Genomic DNA, 16,944 nt, shown 5'->3' on the forward strand with positions numbered 1-16,944 from the left:
ATGCTCTCAGGCATTCTTTAATTCACTCAGGCGTTACTGACAAAACGCTCTGGTTGCTCAACTTTCTGAAACCAGTTCAATTTTTCTGACAGCCGTACTACTTCACCAATCACGATCAGAGCCGGAGACTCTGCCTGCGCAGCCAGTTGAGAAAGCTGAGACAACTTTCCATGCAGCACCTTTTGAGTAGCCTGTGTACCACGCTCAATAATGGCTATAGGTGTTTCAGTGCTGCGGCCATGATAGATAAGCTGCTCCTGAATATACTGAGACTTCATCAGCCCCATATAGATCACCAGAGTCTGGCTTCCCTTAGCCAGAGTCGACCAGTCCTGTTGATCACTTTCCGCTTTCAGGTGTCCGGTAATAAACAGCGCCGACTGGGCATAATCCCGGTGAGTCAGCGGAATACCGGCATAAGCTGTTGCGCCTGCTGCCGCGGTAATACCGGGGACAACCTGAAAAGAGATACCGGCATCAGCCAGCACTTCCAGCTCTTCACCACCTCTGCCGAACACAAAGGGATCGCCGCCTTTAATTCTGACTACCCGCTTACCCTGCAGAGCAAATTCAACCAATAGCTGATTAGTTTCGCCCTGAGGGACTGAGTGGTGCCCTGCTCTTTTACCGACACAGACTCTCTCTGTTTTTTCCGGAACCAGCGCCATAATTTCCTCTGACACCAGATAGTCGTACAGCACAACATTAGACTGCTGCAATAAGTTCAGAGCTTTAATTGTCAGCAACTCAGGGTCACCGGGGCCAGCGCCAACCAGCGCCACTTCACCACTCTTCAGTGAGCTTCGATTAAGCAGAGGCGTCGTATTGATATTGGCCAGTCTCGGCTTATCTGTCGGATATGTGGCTAGTCTGTCCATGTCTGAATTGCTTCCGTTGTTATTACTCAGGTCTGAATGCATTATGTACAGCACTTTTTATTACTGGAAATTCTAAAATTTCATTTTTTATTCTAAAAGCTGATAAGCGAGTAATGACGGGTTGATTTGTATGCAGTTGCCGGATGGAAAAGTTTAGACACAGGTAGAAAAAATCGAAATTAACCTTACAAATGTCTCATTTTTTCTAGCGGGTAAACATTTTTTTCATTGTAAGTTGCTACATTAGACGTCGCGTAATTTCCCCCCTCAAAAAATAATGGACTCGGAGAAAACAGATGACCATTAAGCCACTTTCTATCGCAGTGCTATCAGGCATGTTAGCTATGTCTGGTTCAGCTATGGCAGAGACCATAAAGCTGAGAATCATCGAAACAACTGACCTTCACGCTAACGTTATGTCTTACGACTACTACAAAGATAAGCCTTCTAAGAAGATTGGTTTGTCCCGTGCGGCATCACTGGTTAAAGCAGCGGAAGCAGAAGTTACCAACTCCGTTCTGGTAGACAATGGTGACCTTATCCAGGGTAGTCCAATGGGCGACTATATGGCTTCAAAAGGCATTAAGTCTGGTGAAGTTCACCCTATTTTCAAAGCAATGAACACGTTGAACTATGAAGTGGGTAACCTGGGTAACCACGAATTTAACTACGGCATTGAGTTCCTGCGCGAATCTATCAATGACGCAGAGTTCCCTTATATCAACGCTAACGTTTATGACCAGAAGACCGGTGAAAACTACTTCACTCCTTATGTGATCAAGCAACATGTATTTAAAGATACTGAAGGCTTCCCTCACACAGTACGTGTAGGGTATATCGGCTTCACTCCGCCGCAAATCATGGTTTGGGATAAGAAAAACCTTGAAGGCAAAGTGTATGCGGAAGATATCAAAGCGACCGCTGAAAAGTTTGTTCCTCAGATGAAAGCTGAAGGTGCTGACGTTATTGTTGCCATCCCTCACTCAGGTATTTCAACAGAACCATACACAAAAGGTGCTGCAGATTCCGTTATCTATCTGTCAGAAGTTGATGGCATCGACGCTATTGCCTTTGGTCACTCTCACGCGGTATTCCCGGGTAAGAGATTTAAAAACATTCAGGGTGTCGATAACGAAAAAGGCACTATCAACGGCGTAGCATCCGTTATGCCGGGTCGCTGGGGTAGCCACGTTGGTGTTATCGATCTTGAGCTGGACTTTGACAGTAAAGCTGGCCGCTGGGAAGTAGAAAGCGGCAAATCAGAAGCTCGTCCTATCTATGACAGAAAGACCAAGACATCTTATGCTGATGTTGATGCCGGCATCGAAAAAGCTCTGGCAGAAGCACACAAAGAGACCCGTGACTTTGTAAACCAGCCTATCGGTAAAGCTGATGATGTAATGTACAGCTATCTGGCTCTGGTTCAGGATGATCCAACGGTTCAGATCGTAAACGCAGCGCAGAAAGATTATGTTGAGAAGTTTATTCAGGGTGACCCTGAACTAGACGGTATTCCGGTACTATCTGCTGCAGCTCCGTTTAAAGCGGGCGGCCGTAAAAACGATCCATCTGGCTATACAGAAGTAGAGTCAGGTCAGTTGACCTTCCGTAACGCGGCTGACTTGTACCTGTACCCGAACACACTTGTTGCTCTTAAGGTAACAGGTAAAGAGGTTCAGGAGTGGCTTGAGTGTTCTGCAGGTCAGTTTAAGCAGATTGATACGAACAGTGAAGCACCTCAGACACTAATTGACTGGGAGAACTTCCGTACCTATAACTTCGATGTTATTGATGGTGTTAACTACCAGATCGATATCACTCAGCCAGCGAAGTACGACGGCAACTGTAAAGTAATCAACCCAGACTCACAGCGTATTGTTAACCTGACTTATCAGGGCAAACCAGTTGATATGAAGCAGGACTTTATTATTGCTTCAAACAACTACCGTGCATATGGCGCTAAGTTCGCAGGTACAGGCTCTGAGTTTGTTGCGTTTGACTCACCAGATGAAAACCGCAGCATCCTTGCCGCTTACATTACTGAAGTAAGTAAAGAGAAGGGTGAAGTGAAGCCAAGTGCTGATAACAACTGGTCTTTCGCACCGCTGAACAGCGATAAGAAACTGGATATCCGTTTTGAAACATCACCAAGTGACAAAGCGGTACAGTTTATTAAAGACAAAGGTCAGTATCCGATGAAGAAAGTAGCGACTGACGAAGTTGGTTTCGCTGTTTATCAAATCGGTCTGCAAAAGTAATTAGTATCTGTTAAAGCTAAGCCGCTCTTTATGAGCGGCTTTTTTATTACTTCGGTTTAGTCTAACCTTAGCAACACAAAATCTCCCCTCTTTCCAGAGACACTTTTACTGCCGGAGCATATTAATGGATAAGCAATTTCTGACTGAACTTAAAAACTACGGATTTACTGACAGCCAGATTAGCGAGTTAAGTCAGTCGGTCACACCAATCGAGCTGCCCACCCGGCATATTCTGGTTAATCAGGGTGCGAAACCGGATGCTGTCTACTTTCTTCTGGAAGGCTTGTGCCATGCCTGCTACCTGACAGAAGACGGCAAGCAGTTTAGTAAAGAATTTTACTGGGAGCATGACTGGATCATCGGCTTTGAAAGCCTGATAAATGATCAGCCTTCTCCTTACCTTCTTGAATCCCTGACACCGGTAAGAATGATCAGCATTCCGCTGGAAACGGTTGTTGAGTGGCGCGAGCGTGCTAATCCGCTTTATATAAAACTGCTGGAGACCCAGCTGGTTTACAAAGAGGCCAAAGAGCGCTTTATGCTGTTGTACTCAGCAGAAGAGAAATATGACCTCTTCTGCCAGAACTATCCAGATCTCGAAACACGGCTGAATGACTATCAGATAGCTGCCTATCTGGGCATCAGTCATGTCAGCCTGAGCCGAATTAAGTCGCGGTTAAAATCAAAGTAACGAAATAGGGTATTTACTTCTACAACCAGTCTGAAAAATTATATGCCACACCAAGGCTTACTGCCCAGCCAAGATCATGCTGAACAAGAGGGCTGTTACTGTCATGGTGCTGAAGTTCTAGTTTAACCAGACCAATCCACTTATCGGTAAAATCGTAAATACCGATCAAGCCAGCCTGATACAGCAAAGTGCTGTCAGCACTGTATGCTTTCAGAGAGGAAGCAGCAGCTTCCTTGGCTGAGACATTATAAAGGTGTTGTGACAGCTTCTTATCCCGGTAATCCACCTCGACATAAGGAGTCAATGCAAATGAGTCTATCGGCGTTTCAAAGCTACGGGCCAGATGCAACTGTACTTCATAACCCTTATGTTCGTCGGTTACATCCTGCAGATAAGTCAGCCTTGCGCCTACAGTACCAAATGTTATGCCCAGCTCACCATTACCATCCCGTTCTTCGATTCCAGAAGGAAGTGATGTCACATCATCAGAAACTTCGGCAAAACGCCACTGACCACTAATGCCCACCCAAGGGGTCAGAGAGACATTCACCAGAGCACCATCGACAAAACCATATTTTCCGTTGTAGAAAAAATTGGGTTCAGCGGACGCCTTTGCACTGCTTTCATCAGAAAACACTGACTTTCCAAACGACACACCGCCGCCAACGAAACCGTAATCTTGATAATCAACCTCGGCAGCAGCAGAGAATGATGCCGACACGCCTCCCGCCAGCACGCCCGCTATCAACAGGCTGGTACTGTTTATCTTCCCTTTCATATCTATCTCCTTCACTCAGGGTATTAAAATAAGAGAACCACAGGGAAAAGAAAAAATTTCATGGTATACGGTTTTATAAATCCCTTTAAGCTATAGGGAAACAAGATTTAAAGCCTAAGCAATAGAGTCAAAAGAAGAAGTTAACATCAGTTAACGATTTGATTTTTAAATGCTGATACAGTACTTGTCTTATCAATAATCAATGGAACCTGACATGCTTACCTGGCACCTGTACCAATTAGACAATTTTTCACCCCGGCAACTATTCAACATGCTAAAACTCAGGGTGGATGTATTCGTTGTTGAGCAAACCTGCCCTTATCCGGATCTGGATGAAAAAGATCTGCGTGACGATGTTTATCATCTGATAGGAGAAATAGGTGGTGAAGTGGTCGCCTGCGCAAGGCTAATGGCGCCGGGGGTAAACTACGCCAATGTCAGTATTGGCAGAGTAGCTACGAAATCGTCGGCCAGAGGACAGGGGCTAGGTCATCAGTTAGTAAAGCAAGCCTTAAAGCAGTGCCAGATACTCTGGCCAGATCAAACTATTGATATTGGTGCACAGGAGTACCTTTGCGATTTCTATCGTGGCCACGGCTTTAGCGCTATTTCAGAACAGTATCTTGAAGATGGTATTCCACATATCGATATGAGAATAGAGAAGTAGTGCAAAAGCCTTCTGCTGTAACTATTGCCATTATCAGTCTGGTGGCCGGCAATTTTCTGGCCTCCCTTTCAGATGTAGCCGTTAAGCTTCTTGAAGGTGAAGTTTTTACCTTTGAGTATGTTTTTGTCCGGCAACTTATGGCGACCCTGATACTGGCTCCAATCTATTTCCGCCACTATGGCAGTTTTAAAGGCCAGTCTCTCAGCTGGAAAATCACACTGTTACGCGCCAACCTGATTGTTATAGGTGCTGCCTGTATGGTAGTGGCCGTCACCTATCTGCCGCTGGCAACGGCAAATGCTGTTTTCTACGCCGCACCGCTACTAATGCTGCCAGTCTCATTTATGTTGCTGGCAGAGCGTCCTGCAGCCAGTAAAGTTGTCGCCTCTGCAATTGGCTTTATCGGTGTACTGATCGTTCTCCGACCCTCACAGTTTCACTGGGCGGCATGCTTTGCCCTTGGTACTGCGGTAACTTTGGCACTATTTAGTGTTCTGGTAAGAAAGCTTCCTTCACAACACGGGGTCGTACATACTTTGTTCTGGACCAGCCTGTTCTCACTTCCTGTTTCTGGTTTGTTGGCATTGATGGAGTGGCAGGAGATGAGCACTGCACAGCTAGGCTGGACAGTGCTGAGCTCAGTCTGCGTTCTGGCCTATAACGGTTTGTCAGTATTCGCTTATAAGAAAGCGCCGGCTAGCCAGATCGCACTGTCTGAATATACCGGATTAGTTTTTGTCACCCTGTTCGGAGTAATGTGGTTTGACGAAATTCCTGATCTGATTACTCTCGCGGGTATCATACTAATTATTGCTCCCCTTATCCCCGCAGAGCATTACAAAAAGCTGGGCAGACGAATATCACCTCAGGCCTGGAGGTGATTACTTACTTCTTCCGTAACTTCCGTCCGACAAACGGAAGAACATAACAGCTGCACCTGACTTTTCTAACTGAAGGATATCTACATTCCCTTCAGGAGTGGTTTTAAAGCGAACCAACTGCCCCTGCTTAATCTTACTTAATGGCTTATCCAGACCTTCAACTTTTATCAGGGCATTCAGGTCAGTAATAGGCAGGTTATTGTTTCTGAATACTTTGGAGAGGGTATCCCCCGACTTCACCTGATACTCCTTCCACTGTTCGGTAACAGTGACGGGTTTATTGCTGGCTACCTGACTGAGGTCCGTGGTATCGACAGAAACTTCTTTCCTTTCTGGTTGCGGAGTTTCTCCCTGCGGAACTTCAGCCTGCTCTTTACTGGTAGGGAGAACCAGCAAAATCAGAAATAGCGGCACCAGTACTAACAAGGCTCTACGATGAAATTTGGGCAGCTGACTCCACACCTCAGGCGTGCTATAGGATCTTCCCTGCTTAACAGAAGAAACCAGATCAGTTAAAAAATTGCTCTGTTTTTTATTTCTGTTCCGACGACTCATATCCGCGACCCTTTTCTTAACTCCATAAACCACTGTTTGCCGGTAGCTATCTGAAGATACGCATATTTCCCGATAACTCAGCAATAGATATTAGGGTATATAAATTCTTACTACAGGTATATAGCAATTAATTTCATTGAGCTAAAGTTTACCTTTATTCTCACTTATCGCATTCTTGCTAATGGCGGTTTCTTCATCGTCCTATAACTGCTATGCTTTGGCCTTTCTTTAACTAAAGTAAAGAGTGACATAATGTCTGATATCAAATTAGAAACCGTAGAGCAGAAAGCTAGCTATGGTATTGGTCTGCAAATGGGCCAGCAACTGGCTGGAAGCGGCCTTGAAGGCCTAAGCGTAGATGCGATTGCAAAAGGTATTGCTACTGCCCTGACTGGTGACATGCCTGAAATCGAAGTAGACGAAATTAACAAAGCTCTGCAAGAAATCCACACTCGCGCTGAAGAAGCTCGTCAGGAAGCGGCTAAAGCGGCATCTGCAGACGGTGAAGCATTCCTTAAAGACAACGCACTTCGTCCTGAAGTAACGGTTCTTGAGTCTGGCCTTCAGTATGAAGTTCTTACAGAAGGTACTGGTGAGATCCCGACTTCTGACAAGCAAGTACGTGTTCACTACCACGGTGAACTAACTGACGGTACTGTATTCGACAGCTCAGTATCCCGCGGTCAGCCTGCTGAATTCCCTGTAACCGGCGTAATCAAAGGCTGGGTTGAAGCACTTCAGCTAATGCCTGTTGGCTCTAAGTGGAAGCTATATATCCCACAAGATCTTGCCTATGGTGAGCGTGGTGCAGGTGCCGCTATCCCTCCATACGCAGCACTAGTATTTGAAGTTGAGCTACTGGATATTCTTTAAGATTATCTTTAACTCAATCTCAAAAATTAAGCGGTGATAGTCACCGCTTTTTTTTACCTGTCGTAAACTGATATCAGGAGAATAAGGAGATTCGTATGAAAAATGTCAGTGCACTACTTGCCATCACTACACTATGTCTGTCTTACCCAAGCTATGCTCTGTTTGGCCTAGGTTCAGACTCTAATTCAGATAAGAAACTGGATAGTTCCGCACTCACCTCTCTGGCGGGAACACTAACAGGAGAGGCTGATACGCAAAATAGTTCCCCCATAGTCGATATGCTCTCAGGTCAGTTAGGTGTATCTACTCAGCAAGCCACAGGCGGCGCAGGCGCTCTTCTTGCCCTTGCCTCAAACTCACTGTCAGAGAGCGACAGTTCTGAGCTCTCCAGTCTGATTCCCGGTATGAGTGCTTTACAAAACTCCGCACCTGGCCTGATGGGAATGGCAACCAATTTAAGCGCAGTAAATAACGTCTTTTCTAGTCTGGGGCTTGATCCTGCTATGGTCTCACAGTTTGCTCCACTGATTCTTCAATACCTGACTTCTCAGGGAGCCTCTTCCGGTCTACTCAGCTCACTAGGCAGCTTATGGGGAAGCTAAACCTGTAAATCGTATAAACCATGACTAATGGCTATTAAATAAGGGCTTGTCTCAATTGTATAAAATATGACATTCTGGTGTTTTCTACATGGATGAGAGAGAGACAATGAAGGACGAGACCCTTTCGATACATTTCGGCTACGAAACAGACCCAACCACAAAATCCGTTGCAACCCCTATCTACCAGACAGTAGCTTATGAGTTTGATAATGCTCAGCATGGCGCCGATCTATTTAATTTAGAGGTTCCGGGAAATATTTACACCCGGATAATGAACCCGACGAATGATGTGCTGGAAAAACGAATGGCTGCCCTTGAGGGTGGTATCGCCGGCTTAGCGGTCAGTGCCGGTAGCTCAGCGATTCATTACGCTATTCTTACTCTGGCAAAAGCCGGAGACAATATTATATCGACACCTCAGCTTTATGGCGGAACCTATACCCTGTTTGCTCATATGTTGCCGGGATTAGGCATCGAAGTCCGTTTTGCCAAGGATGACAAACCAGAGAGCCTTGCAGAGCTAATTGACGATAAAACCAAGGCGGTTTACTGCGAATCTATCGGTAACCCGGCTGGGAATATTATCGATCTGGAAAGAGTCGCTGAACTTTCCCATCAGCAGGGCGTTCCTGTCATTGTCGATAATACCGTTGCAACTCCGGCGGTTTGCAAACCGATAGAGTTCGGTGCTGATATCGTCGTTCACTCTCTGACCAAGTACGTAGGCGGTCATGGTACTACTCTGGGTGGTATGATTATCGATTCAGGTAAATTCCCTTGGGAAGAGCATAAAGAGCGTTTTCCTGAGTTCAGTCAGCCAGAAGCTTCCTACCACGGTGTCGTTTACTCTGATGCTTTCGGCCCGGCAGCCTTTATCGGAAGAGCCAGAACCGTGCCTCTGCGTAATACGGGCTCTGCCCTCTCGCCAATGAACGCATTTATGCTGCTACAGGGACTGGAAACCCTCTCCCTTAGAATGGAGCGCCATTGCGACAATGCACTCAAGGTTGCCCAATTCTTACAGTCTCACAAGAAAGTAAGCTGGGTAAGTTATGCCGGCCTTGCTGATTCTGAGTACTTCCCGTTGGCTGAAAAATATATGAAAGGCAAACCATCAGGTATCCTTTCATTTGGTCTGAAAGACGGCTATGAGGCGGGTGTTCGTTTTTACGATGCTCTGCAGATATTTAAACGTCTGGTAAATATCGGTGACGCCAAGTCTCTTGCCTGCCACCCAGCCTCCACAACTCACAGACAGCTGGACATTGATGAGCAGAAACAAGCCGGAGTTTCACCAGAAATGATCCGTCTGTCAGTAGGTATTGAACATATTGATGATATCTTACAAGACCTGGATCAAGCTCTAAACGCCTGATTAGTGAATTATCGGGGGCTAAAATAGCTCCTGATATAAATTTCAGAGACAAAAAAGCCGGGCAATGCCCGGCTTTTATTTTAGTAGAACTTATGCTTATTCAGCAGCTGCTTCTTCAGCAACTTCTGGGCGATCTACAAGCTCAATGTAAGCCATTGGAGCTTTGTCACCTGCACGGAAACCACACTTAAGAATGCGAGTATAACCGCCTTGACGGCTCGCAAAACGTGGACCTAGTTCGTTAAATAGTTTTGCCACAACTTCGTTATCACGAGTGCGGGCAAATGCTAGACGACGGTTAGCAACACTGTCTGTCTTAGCTAGTGTAATCAAAGGCTCAATTACGCGACGTAGTTCTTTTGCTTTTGGCACGGTAGTTTTAATAACTTCGTGACGAACAAGAGAGCTAGCCATGTTGCTGAACATCGCTTTACGATGACTGCTGTTGCGGTTGAGTTGACGACCACTCTTACGATGGCGCATGACCTAATCCTTCTAACTAGTATCGATTAATCTTCAGCGATAGACGCTGGTGGCCAGTTCTCTAGGCGCATGCCAAGGGAAAGACCACGTGAAGCAAGTACGTCTTTAATCTCAGTAAGAGATTTTTTACCAAGGTTTGGCGTTTTAAGTAGCTCAACCTCAGTACGCTGTACAAGATCACCGATGTAGTGAATCGCTTCTGCTTTCAAACAGTTTGCAGAGCGAACTGTTAGTTCAAGATCGTCTACAGGACGCAGTAGGATCGGATCGAATTCTGGCTTCTCTTCCTTCTCCTCAGGTACACGTACATCACGAAGATCTACGAACGCATCCAGTTGCTCAGCTAGGATAGTAGCTGCGCGACGGATAGCTTCCTCAGGTTCCAGAGTACCATTCGTTTCCATATCGATAACAAGCTTGTCCAGGTCAGTACGTTGCTCAACACGTGCAGCTTCAACAGAGTAGGCAATTTTGTCTACTGGGCTGTAAGTTGCATCGACAAGCAAACGACCGATTGGACGCTCATCTTCTTCAGTATGGATACGAGCAGAAGACGGAACATAACCACGACCACGCTCTACTTTGATACGCATAGCGATCTCAGCGCTGTCATCCGTTAGGTGACAGATAACGTGTTCAGGGTTAGCGATCTCTACATCACCATCATGGGTGATGTCACCTGCAACAACAGGGCCTGAGCCTGATTTATTCAGTGTAATAAACACTTCATCTTTGCCTTCAGCTACACGAACAGCCAACCCTTTCAGGTTAAGAAGAATTTCAAGAATATCTTCCTGAACACCTTCTTTAGTGCTGTATTCGTGCAATACGCCTTCAATTTCTACTTCCGTCACTGCGCAACCTGGCATTGAAGAAAGTAAAATACGACGAAGCGCGTTACCTAGAGTATGACCAAAGCCACGCTCTAATGGCTCAAGAGTTACTTTCGCATGTGTCGTGTTGATCTGTTCGATGTCAACAAGACGTGGCTTAAGAAATTCTGTTACAGAACCCTGCATTGTGTCCTCTCTTTAGTTTAAACCTTACTTAGAGTAAAGTTCGACGATCAGGTGTTCGTTGATGTCAGCTGATAGATCTGAACGTTCAGGCATACGCTTGAATGTACCTTCCATCTTGCCACCATCTACTTCAATCCAAGTTGGTTTTTCGCGTTGTTCAGCAACTTCTAGAGCTGCTTTAATGCGAGATTGAGCTTTCGCTTTCTCACGAATAGAAACAACATCGTTTACCGCAACTTTGAATGAAGGAACGTTTACAACTTTACCGTTAACTAGGATAGCTTTGTGGCTAACTAGCTGACGTGCTTCTGCGCGAGTTGCGCCAAAGCCCATGCGGTAAACTACGTTATCAAGACGACCTTCAAGAAGCTGAAGCAGGTTTTCACCTGTGTTGCCTTTAAGGCGTGCAGCTTCTTTGTAGTAGTTACGGAATTGTTTTTCTAGAACGCCGTAAGTACGACGGACTTTTTGCTTCTCACGAAGCTGAACGCCATATTCAGATAGACGGCCTTTACGAGCGCCGTGCACACCTGGTGCGTTATCGATTTTACACTTGGTATCGATCGCGCGAACACCAGACTTAAGGAATAAGTCAGTACCTTCGCGGCGACTAAGCTTCAGCTTAGGACCCAAATATCTTGCCATGATTCTTCTCCAATATTCCTAGAAACGAAACGTTACACGCGACGTTTCTTAGGTGGACGACAACCGTTATGAGGGATCGGAGTTGCATCAACAATGTTTGTGATGCGGTATCCAGCAGCATTAAGTGCACGGATAGTTGACTCACGACCAGGACCTGGGCCCTTAACCATAACTTCCAAGTTCTTTAGGCCATATTCTTTAGCCATTTCGCCTGCGCGTTCTGCAGCAACCTGTGCAGCGAACGGAGTAGACTTACGAGAACCACGGAAACCTGAACCGCCTGCAGTAGCCCAAGCTAGTGCGTTACCTTGACGGTCTGTAATCGTAACGATTGTATTATTGAAAGAAGCATGGATGTGCGCTACGCCATCTGCAACTTGCTTGCGTACGCGCTTACGAGCGCGAGTTGGTTGTTTTGCCATTGTACTCTCTACCTTATCCGATTATTTCTTGATCGGCTTGCGCGGACCCTTACGGGTGCGAGCGTTGGTTTTAGTACGCTGTCCACGTAGTGGTAGACTGCGACGGTGACGAAGGCCACGGTAACAACCAAGGTCCATAAGACGCTTGATGTTCATTGACACTTCACGACGTAGATCGCCTTCCACGGTGTACTTGGCAACACCATCACGCAGTTGATCAATCTGCTCTTCAGTTAGTTCACTGATCTTAGCACTTTCAGCAATACCCACTTCAGCTAGAATAGCTTGAGCGCGAGTTTTACCGATGCCGTAAATCGCAGTAAGTGCGATTACAGAATGCTTATGATCAGGAATGTTAATGCCTGCTATACGGGCCACTATTCACTCCTAGTACTTATATAAAGAATTATCCGCAGCAAAGCCCGTAGAGGATACGCTGCGGTTTACTACTTCTTTTGCACGCAAAAGGTAGGCCGAGCAATATACTCGACCAACCCTTACATTTCAAGTAAAAATTTCTGCTAAATTAGCCTTGGCGTTGCTTATGCTTTGGCTCACTGCAAATCACGCGAACAACACCGTTGCGCTTGATAACTTTACAGTTACGGCAGATTTTTTTAACGGAAGCACGAACTTTCATTGCTAAACTCCGTAAATGAGAATCTAACTATAGTCGCTATTAGCGACCATAGCCTTTAAGATTCGCTTTTTTCAACACAGAATCATACTGTTGTGACATCAGATGAGTCTGTACCTGTGCCATGAAATCCATGATTACAACCACTACGATAAGTAGTGATGTGCCGCCGAAATAGAACCTTACGTTCCAGGCGATCATCATGAACTCGGGGATCAGACAGATAAAGGTAATATATAGAGCACCTGCAAGGGTTAGTCTAGTCATTACTTTATCGATATATTTCGCTGTCTGCTCACCTGGGCGGATGCCGGGTACGAATGCACCAGATTTCTTCAGATTATCAGCCGTTTCACGCGGGTTAAATACTAACGCCGTGTAGAAGAAACAGAAGAAGATAATCGCTGCTGCATAAAGCATAACGTACAGCGGCTGACCCGGGCTAAGAGCCAAAGACACATCAGTTAACCAACCAAATGTGCTGCTCTCACCGTTCTGGCCGAACCACTGAGCGATTGTTCCAGGGAACAAAATAATGCTCGATGCGAAAATTGCAGGAATTACACCAGCCATGTTGATTTTCAACGGCAGGTGAGTACTTTGTGCTGCAAACACTTTACGACCTTGTTGACGCTTCGCATAGTTAACGACGATTCGACGCTGACCACGCTCCATGAAAACAACGAAGTAAATTACAGCAAAAGAAAGTACTGCAATTAACAGAAGAAGAAGTACGTGCAATTCACCTTGACGCGCTTGCTCAATTGTTTGTCCGATTGCCGAAGGCAATCCAGCTACGATACCCGAGAAGATAATAATCGAGATACCGTTACCAATTCCGCGCTCTGTAATTTGTTCACCTAACCACATCAGGAACATGGTGCCGGTTACTAAACTAACGGTAGCAATCAGGGTAAACATGGTTTGGTCGATAACGACCAGATTGTCGACCATGTTTGGTAAGCCTGTTGAAATACCAATCGCTTGGAATGTAGCTAATACAAGCGTGCCGTAGCGTGTATATTGGCTAATCTTACGACGCCCAGCTTCACCCTCTTTCTTGAGTTCAGCTAACGCTGGATGAACTACAGTTAGCAGCTGGATAACAATCGAAGCCGAAATATACGGCATGATACCCAGCGCTAATATAGATGCACGCTCTAGAGCACCACCAGAGAACATGTTAAACATTTCAATGATGGTACCTTTTTGCTGTTCGAACATATTGGCAAGTACAGCTGCGTCAATACCAGGTAGCGGTACAAAAGAACCTGCTCTGAATACTAATAGTGCTATTACTACGTAGAGTAAACGCGACTTTAGTTCAGCCAAGCCGCTTTGTGTACTACGAAAATCTTGTCCTGGTTTCTTAGCCATCTGTACCTCGTTTCTCGAGATTATTCCTCGATTTTACCGCCTGCAGCTTCGATTGCAGCTTTAGCGCCCTTAGTTACGCGAAGACCTTTAACAGTCACAGCTTTGCTTAGTTCACCAGAAAGAACAACTTTAACAAACTCGATGTTCTTAGTGATAACGTTAGCAGCTTTAAGGCTGTTTAAGTCAACTACGTCACCTGTAACTTTCGCTAGCTCAGCTAGACGAACTTCAGCAGACACTAGGCTCTTACGAGAAGTGAAACCGAACTTAGGTAGACGTTGTTTCAGAGGCATCTGACCGCCTTCGAAACCTGGACGAACACTGCCGCCAGAACGTGACTTTTGACCTTTGTGACCACGGCCACCTGTTTTACCAAGGCCTGAACCGATACCGCGACCTACGCGCTTCTTAGAAGGCTTAGAACCCGCAGCCGGTGATAGAGTATTCAAACGCATTCTGATTACTCCTCAACTTTAACCATGTAGTAAACTTTGTTGATCATTCCGCGCACGCACGGAGTGTCTTCAAGTTCAACTGTGTGGTTGATGCGACGAAGGCCTAAACCTTTCAAGCACAGTTTGTGCTTAGGTAAACGACCGATTGAGCTTTTAGTTTGAGTTACTTTAATAGTTGCCATGATCCCTTACTCCGAAATAGATTCAACAGTTAGACCACGTTTAGCAGCAACCATTTCTGGTGACTTCATGCCGCTCAAACCATCAATCGTCGCACGAACGATATTGATTGGGTTCGTAGAACCGTACGCTTTCGCAAGTACGTTATGAACACCTACAACTTCAAGTACTGCACGCATCGCACCACCGGCGATGATACCTGTACCTTCTGCTGCTGGCTGCATGTAAACTTTAGAGCCAGTGTGACGACCTTTCACCGCGTGGTGAAGAGTACCGTCGTTAAGCGCAACAGTAACCATGTTACGACGCGCTTTTTCCATTGCTTTTTGAATCGCTGCTGGTACTTCACGAGCTTTGCCGTAACCGAAACCAACGCGACCATTACCGTCACCAACTACAGTTAGTGCAGTAAAGCTAAAGATTCGACCACCTTTAACCGTCTTAGAAACACGGTTAACAGCAATTAGCTTTTCGTGTAAATCTGTAGCTTGAGCTTGTTGTTCTTTAGCCATCTTCCAAACCCTACCTTAGAATTTAAGACCAGCTTCGCGAGCAGAATCTGCCAGCGCCGCTACTCGGCCGTGGTATTGGAAACCAGAACGATCGAAAGCAACATTTGAAATGCCTTTTTCGATAGCGCGCTCAGCAATAGCTTTACCTACTGCTTTAGCTGCGTCAACGTTACCAGTATTCTTCACTTGCTCACGGATCGCTTTTTCTACAGTAGAAGCTGCTGCGATAACCTCAGAGCCATTCGGTGCAATAACCTGTGCATACACGTGACGTGGAGTACGGTGTACAACTAGGCGATTGACGCGAAGTTCTGCAATCTTACGACGTGCACGTGTAGCACGACGGATGCGAGATGCTTTCTTATCCATAGTGTTACCTTACTTCTTCTTAGCTTCTTTAGTACGCACATATTCATCTGCGTAACGAACACCTTTACCTTTATAAGGCTCAGGCTCACGGTAAGAACGAATGTCAGCCGCAACCTGACCAACAAGCTGCTTGTCGCAACCAGTTAGTACGATTTCAGTTTGGCTAGGACACTCTGCTTTAACACCTTCAGGTAGCTCATGGTCTACCGGGTGAGAGAAGCCCAGTGTTAGACTTACAGATTTGCCTTTAACAGCAGCACGGTAACCAACACCTTTAAGCATAAGCTTCTTCGTAAAGCCTTGTGTAACACCAACAACCATGTTGTTAACAAGTGCACGAGCAGTACCTGCTTGAGCATTTGCCTTTGCAACACCTTCAAGAGGAGTGAAAGTCAGGTTGTTTTCTTCCTGGGCAACTACTACTGCGTCGTTGATTACGCGAGATAGTTCACCTTTACCACCTTTAACAGTGATTTCTTGGCCGTTAAGCTTCACCTCTACGCCAGCTGGAATAGCGACAGGTGCTTTAGCAACACGAGACATATTCTACTCCTTAAGCTACGTAGCAGATGATCTCACCACCAAGACCTGCTTTACGAGCAGCACGGTCTGTCATAAGACCCTTGGAAGTGGACACTACAGCAATACCCAGACCGCCCATCACAGAAGGTAGCGAGTCTTTGTTTTTATAGACGCGCAGACCTGGACGTGAAACACGTTGGATTTGCTCGATTACTGGTTTAGCTTGGAAGTACTTAAGAGTAACTTCTAGCTCTGGTTTTGCTTCGCCTTCAACAGCGAAGTCAGCGATATAACCTTCAGCTTTTAGCAAAGTAGCAATTGCAACTTTAAGCTTTGAAGAAGGCATTTTCACAGCAACTTTGTTTGCTGATTGACCGTTACGAATGCGGGTCAGCATATCCGAAATCGGATCTTGCATGCTCATAATATTTACTCCAAATGATTAAGTGGCAATTACCAGCTAGCCTTACGAAGACCCGGAATCTCGCCTTTCATGCAAGCTTCACGAACCTTAATACGACTTAGACCGAACTTACGCAGGTAACCGTGTGGGCGACCAGTTTGGTTGCAACGGTTGCGCTGACGAGATGCACTTGAGTCACGTGGAAGAGACTGCAATTTAAGAACTGCATTCCAACGATCTTCTTCAGATGCGTTTACATCGCTGATGATAGCTTTTAGTGCTGAGCGCTTTTCAGCGAACTTAGCAACTAGCTTTGCACGTTTTACTTCACGTGCTTTCATTGATTGTTTAGCCATAACAGT

Annotated in this window: 24 protein-coding genes; 7 read left to right on the forward strand and 17 right to left on the reverse strand. The window is 45.8% G+C overall.

What is annotated here, in order from left to right:
- Positions 1-26 precede the first annotated feature (26 nt).
- Complete coding sequence (gene cobA / locus PK654_RS14110; RefSeq protein ID WP_271696503.1) at positions 27-878, reverse strand: uroporphyrinogen-III C-methyltransferase; 852 nt, start codon at positions 876-878, stop codon at positions 27-29.
- Positions 879-1,174: 296 nt separating this feature from the next.
- Here cobA and cpdB point away from each other — a divergent pair, with 296 nt between their 5' ends.
- Complete coding sequence (gene cpdB, locus PK654_RS14115; protein WP_271696504.1) at positions 1,175-3,136, forward strand: 2',3'-cyclic-nucleotide 2'-phosphodiesterase; 1,962 nt, start codon at positions 1,175-1,177, stop codon at positions 3,134-3,136.
- Positions 3,137-3,260: 124 nt separating this feature from the next.
- Positions 3,261-3,827, forward strand: coding sequence for a Crp/Fnr family transcriptional regulator (locus PK654_RS14120; RefSeq protein WP_271696505.1), 567 nt, complete (start codon positions 3,261-3,263; stop codon positions 3,825-3,827).
- 19 nt (positions 3,828-3,846) lie between these two features.
- Here PK654_RS14120 and PK654_RS14125 read toward each other — a convergent pair whose 3' ends face one another.
- Entirely contained in the window at positions 3,847-4,605 is a 759-nt protein-coding gene (locus tag PK654_RS14125; RefSeq protein WP_271696506.1) for a MipA/OmpV family protein, read from the reverse strand.
- 214 nt (positions 4,606-4,819) lie between these two features.
- On the opposite strand from PK654_RS14125, the gene PK654_RS14130 reads away from it, so the two are divergent.
- Together PK654_RS14130 and PK654_RS14135 are read left to right on the forward strand one after the other, a co-directional pair.
- Complete coding sequence (locus PK654_RS14130) at positions 4,820-5,272, forward strand: GNAT family N-acetyltransferase (protein ID WP_271696507.1); 453 nt, start codon at positions 4,820-4,822, stop codon at positions 5,270-5,272.
- Positions 5,272-6,153 (forward strand): DMT family transporter, encoded by an 882-nt coding sequence (locus PK654_RS14135; RefSeq protein ID WP_271696508.1) that lies wholly within the window; start codon positions 5,272-5,274, stop codon positions 6,151-6,153. Before PK654_RS14130 ends, PK654_RS14135 begins: the two co-directional genes overlap by 1 nt.
- Here PK654_RS14135 and PK654_RS14140 read toward each other — a convergent pair whose 3' ends face one another.
- Positions 6,154-6,708: a LysM-like peptidoglycan-binding domain-containing protein gene (locus PK654_RS14140; RefSeq protein ID WP_271696509.1), complete on the reverse strand. Its 555-nt coding sequence runs from the start codon at positions 6,706-6,708 to the stop codon at positions 6,154-6,156.
- A gap of 252 nt (positions 6,709-6,960) precedes the next feature.
- Between PK654_RS14140 and PK654_RS14145 the strand changes: the two genes are divergently transcribed.
- From PK654_RS14145 to PK654_RS14155, 3 genes are all read left to right on the forward strand, one after another.
- The gene (locus tag PK654_RS14145) at positions 6,961-7,581 is read left to right on the forward strand and encodes an FKBP-type peptidyl-prolyl cis-trans isomerase (RefSeq protein ID WP_271696511.1); all 621 of its coding nucleotides are present in this window, start codon (positions 6,961-6,963) and stop codon (positions 7,579-7,581) included.
- Positions 7,582-7,676: 95 nt separating this feature from the next.
- Complete coding sequence (locus PK654_RS14150) at positions 7,677-8,183, forward strand: DUF2780 domain-containing protein (RefSeq protein WP_271696512.1); 507 nt, start codon at positions 7,677-7,679, stop codon at positions 8,181-8,183.
- Positions 8,184-8,289: 106 nt separating this feature from the next.
- On the forward strand, positions 8,290-9,558 hold the full coding sequence (locus PK654_RS14155) for an O-acetylhomoserine aminocarboxypropyltransferase/cysteine synthase family protein (protein ID WP_271696513.1): 1,269 nt from the start codon (positions 8,290-8,292) through the stop codon (positions 9,556-9,558).
- Between the two features lie 96 nt (positions 9,559-9,654).
- Here PK654_RS14155 and rplQ read toward each other — a convergent pair whose 3' ends face one another.
- The 14 genes from rplQ to rpsN form a co-directional block, all read right to left on the reverse strand.
- Complete coding sequence (gene rplQ / locus PK654_RS14160) at positions 9,655-10,041, reverse strand: 50S ribosomal protein L17 (protein WP_271696514.1); 387 nt, start codon at positions 10,039-10,041, stop codon at positions 9,655-9,657.
- 26 nt (positions 10,042-10,067) lie between these two features.
- Positions 10,068-11,060, reverse strand: coding sequence for a DNA-directed RNA polymerase subunit alpha (locus PK654_RS14165; protein WP_171754183.1), 993 nt, complete (start codon positions 11,058-11,060; stop codon positions 10,068-10,070).
- 24 nt (positions 11,061-11,084) lie between these two features.
- The gene (rpsD, locus tag PK654_RS14170; protein WP_271696516.1) at positions 11,085-11,705 is read right to left on the reverse strand and encodes a 30S ribosomal protein S4; all 621 of its coding nucleotides are present in this window, start codon (positions 11,703-11,705) and stop codon (positions 11,085-11,087) included.
- A 32-nt stretch (positions 11,706-11,737) separates the two neighbouring features.
- Positions 11,738-12,127, reverse strand: a complete 390-nt coding sequence (gene rpsK / locus PK654_RS14175; protein ID WP_004398450.1) for a 30S ribosomal protein S11 — start codon at positions 12,125-12,127, stop codon at positions 11,738-11,740.
- Between the two features lie 21 nt (positions 12,128-12,148).
- The gene (gene rpsM / locus PK654_RS14180; protein WP_271696525.1) at positions 12,149-12,505 is read right to left on the reverse strand and encodes a 30S ribosomal protein S13; all 357 of its coding nucleotides are present in this window, start codon (positions 12,503-12,505) and stop codon (positions 12,149-12,151) included.
- Between the two features lie 148 nt (positions 12,506-12,653).
- Positions 12,654-12,767, reverse strand: a complete 114-nt coding sequence (rpmJ, locus tag PK654_RS14185) for a 50S ribosomal protein L36 (RefSeq protein ID WP_000868186.1) — start codon at positions 12,765-12,767, stop codon at positions 12,654-12,656.
- 39 nt (positions 12,768-12,806) lie between these two features.
- Positions 12,807-14,141 carry a preprotein translocase subunit SecY gene (gene secY / locus PK654_RS14190; RefSeq protein ID WP_271696579.1) on the reverse strand — a complete coding sequence of 445 codons (1,335 nt, stop codon included), beginning with the start codon at positions 14,139-14,141 and terminating at the stop codon, positions 12,807-12,809.
- A 20-nt stretch (positions 14,142-14,161) separates the two neighbouring features.
- Positions 14,162-14,596: a 50S ribosomal protein L15 gene (gene rplO, locus PK654_RS14195; protein ID WP_137358609.1), complete on the reverse strand. Its 435-nt coding sequence runs from the start codon at positions 14,594-14,596 to the stop codon at positions 14,162-14,164.
- Between the two features lie 5 nt (positions 14,597-14,601).
- Positions 14,602-14,781, reverse strand: coding sequence for a 50S ribosomal protein L30 (gene rpmD, locus PK654_RS14200; protein WP_271698895.1), 180 nt, complete (start codon positions 14,779-14,781; stop codon positions 14,602-14,604).
- Between the two features lie 3 nt (positions 14,782-14,784).
- Complete coding sequence (rpsE, locus tag PK654_RS14205; protein ID WP_271696580.1) at positions 14,785-15,288, reverse strand: 30S ribosomal protein S5; 504 nt, start codon at positions 15,286-15,288, stop codon at positions 14,785-14,787.
- Between the two features lie 15 nt (positions 15,289-15,303).
- Positions 15,304-15,657 (reverse strand): 50S ribosomal protein L18, encoded by a 354-nt coding sequence (rplR, locus tag PK654_RS14210; RefSeq protein WP_021712512.1) that lies wholly within the window; start codon positions 15,655-15,657, stop codon positions 15,304-15,306.
- A 9-nt stretch (positions 15,658-15,666) separates the two neighbouring features.
- On the reverse strand, positions 15,667-16,200 hold the full coding sequence (gene rplF / locus PK654_RS14215) for a 50S ribosomal protein L6 (protein ID WP_271696581.1): 534 nt from the start codon (positions 16,198-16,200) through the stop codon (positions 15,667-15,669).
- Between the two features lie 10 nt (positions 16,201-16,210).
- Positions 16,211-16,603 carry a 30S ribosomal protein S8 gene (gene rpsH / locus PK654_RS14220; protein ID WP_271696582.1) on the reverse strand — a complete coding sequence of 131 codons (393 nt, stop codon included), beginning with the start codon at positions 16,601-16,603 and terminating at the stop codon, positions 16,211-16,213.
- Between the two features lie 29 nt (positions 16,604-16,632).
- On the reverse strand, positions 16,633-16,938 hold the full coding sequence (rpsN, locus tag PK654_RS14225) for a 30S ribosomal protein S14 (protein ID WP_038228838.1): 306 nt from the start codon (positions 16,936-16,938) through the stop codon (positions 16,633-16,635).
- Positions 16,939-16,944 lie beyond the last annotated feature (6 nt).

This window comes from Vibrio sp. SCSIO 43137, from assembly GCF_028201475.1.
In the GTDB taxonomy this organism is placed as follows: Bacteria; Pseudomonadota; Gammaproteobacteria; order Enterobacterales; family Vibrionaceae; genus Vibrio.

Excerpts from the sequence above, each read along its gene's own strand:
- rpsD (WP_271696516.1), bottom strand. The coding sequence starts at position 11,705 with ATGGCAAGATATTTGGGTCCTAAGCTGAAGCTTAGTCGCCGCGAAGGT.
- cobA (WP_271696503.1), bottom strand. The coding sequence starts at position 878 with ATGGACAGACTAGCCACATATCCGACAGATAAGCCGAGACTGGCCAAT.
- PK654_RS14155 (WP_271696513.1), top strand. The coding sequence starts at position 8,290 with ATGAAGGACGAGACCCTTTCGATACATTTCGGCTACGAAACAGACCCA.
- rpmJ (WP_000868186.1), bottom strand. The coding sequence starts at position 12,767 with ATGAAAGTTCGTGCTTCCGTTAAAAAAATCTGCCGTAACTGTAAAGTT.
- rplF (WP_271696581.1), bottom strand. The coding sequence starts at position 16,200 with ATGTCTCGTGTTGCTAAAGCACCTGTCGCTATTCCAGCTGGCGTAGAG.
- PK654_RS14140 (WP_271696509.1), bottom strand. The coding sequence starts at position 6,708 with ATGAGTCGTCGGAACAGAAATAAAAAACAGAGCAATTTTTTAACTGAT.
- PK654_RS14125 (WP_271696506.1), bottom strand. The coding sequence starts at position 4,605 with ATGAAAGGGAAGATAAACAGTACCAGCCTGTTGATAGCGGGCGTGCTG.
- rpsK (WP_004398450.1), bottom strand. The coding sequence starts at position 12,127 with ATGGCAAAACAACCAACTCGCGCTCGTAAGCGCGTACGCAAGCAAGTT.
- PK654_RS14120 (WP_271696505.1), top strand. The coding sequence starts at position 3,261 with ATGGATAAGCAATTTCTGACTGAACTTAAAAACTACGGATTTACTGAC.
- rpsH (WP_271696582.1), bottom strand. The coding sequence starts at position 16,603 with ATGAGCATGCAAGATCCGATTTCGGATATGCTGACCCGCATTCGTAAC.
- rpsN (WP_038228838.1), bottom strand. The coding sequence starts at position 16,938 with ATGGCTAAACAATCAATGAAAGCACGTGAAGTAAAACGTGCAAAGCTA.
- PK654_RS14150 (WP_271696512.1), top strand. The coding sequence starts at position 7,677 with ATGAAAAATGTCAGTGCACTACTTGCCATCACTACACTATGTCTGTCT.
- PK654_RS14165 (WP_171754183.1), bottom strand. The coding sequence starts at position 11,060 with ATGCAGGGTTCTGTAACAGAATTTCTTAAGCCACGTCTTGTTGACATC.
- rplQ (WP_271696514.1), bottom strand. The coding sequence starts at position 10,041 with ATGCGCCATCGTAAGAGTGGTCGTCAACTCAACCGCAACAGCAGTCAT.
- rpsE (WP_271696580.1), bottom strand. The coding sequence starts at position 15,288 with ATGGCTAAAGAACAACAAGCTCAAGCTACAGATTTACACGAAAAGCTA.
- cpdB (WP_271696504.1), top strand. The coding sequence starts at position 1,175 with ATGACCATTAAGCCACTTTCTATCGCAGTGCTATCAGGCATGTTAGCT.
- rplO (WP_137358609.1), bottom strand. The coding sequence starts at position 14,596 with ATGCGTTTGAATACTCTATCACCGGCTGCGGGTTCTAAGCCTTCTAAG.
- PK654_RS14130 (WP_271696507.1), top strand. The coding sequence starts at position 4,820 with ATGCTTACCTGGCACCTGTACCAATTAGACAATTTTTCACCCCGGCAA.
- PK654_RS14145 (WP_271696511.1), top strand. The coding sequence starts at position 6,961 with ATGTCTGATATCAAATTAGAAACCGTAGAGCAGAAAGCTAGCTATGGT.
- rplR (WP_021712512.1), bottom strand. The coding sequence starts at position 15,657 with ATGGATAAGAAAGCATCTCGCATCCGTCGTGCTACACGTGCACGTCGT.
- secY (WP_271696579.1), bottom strand. The coding sequence starts at position 14,141 with ATGGCTAAGAAACCAGGACAAGATTTTCGTAGTACACAAAGCGGCTTG.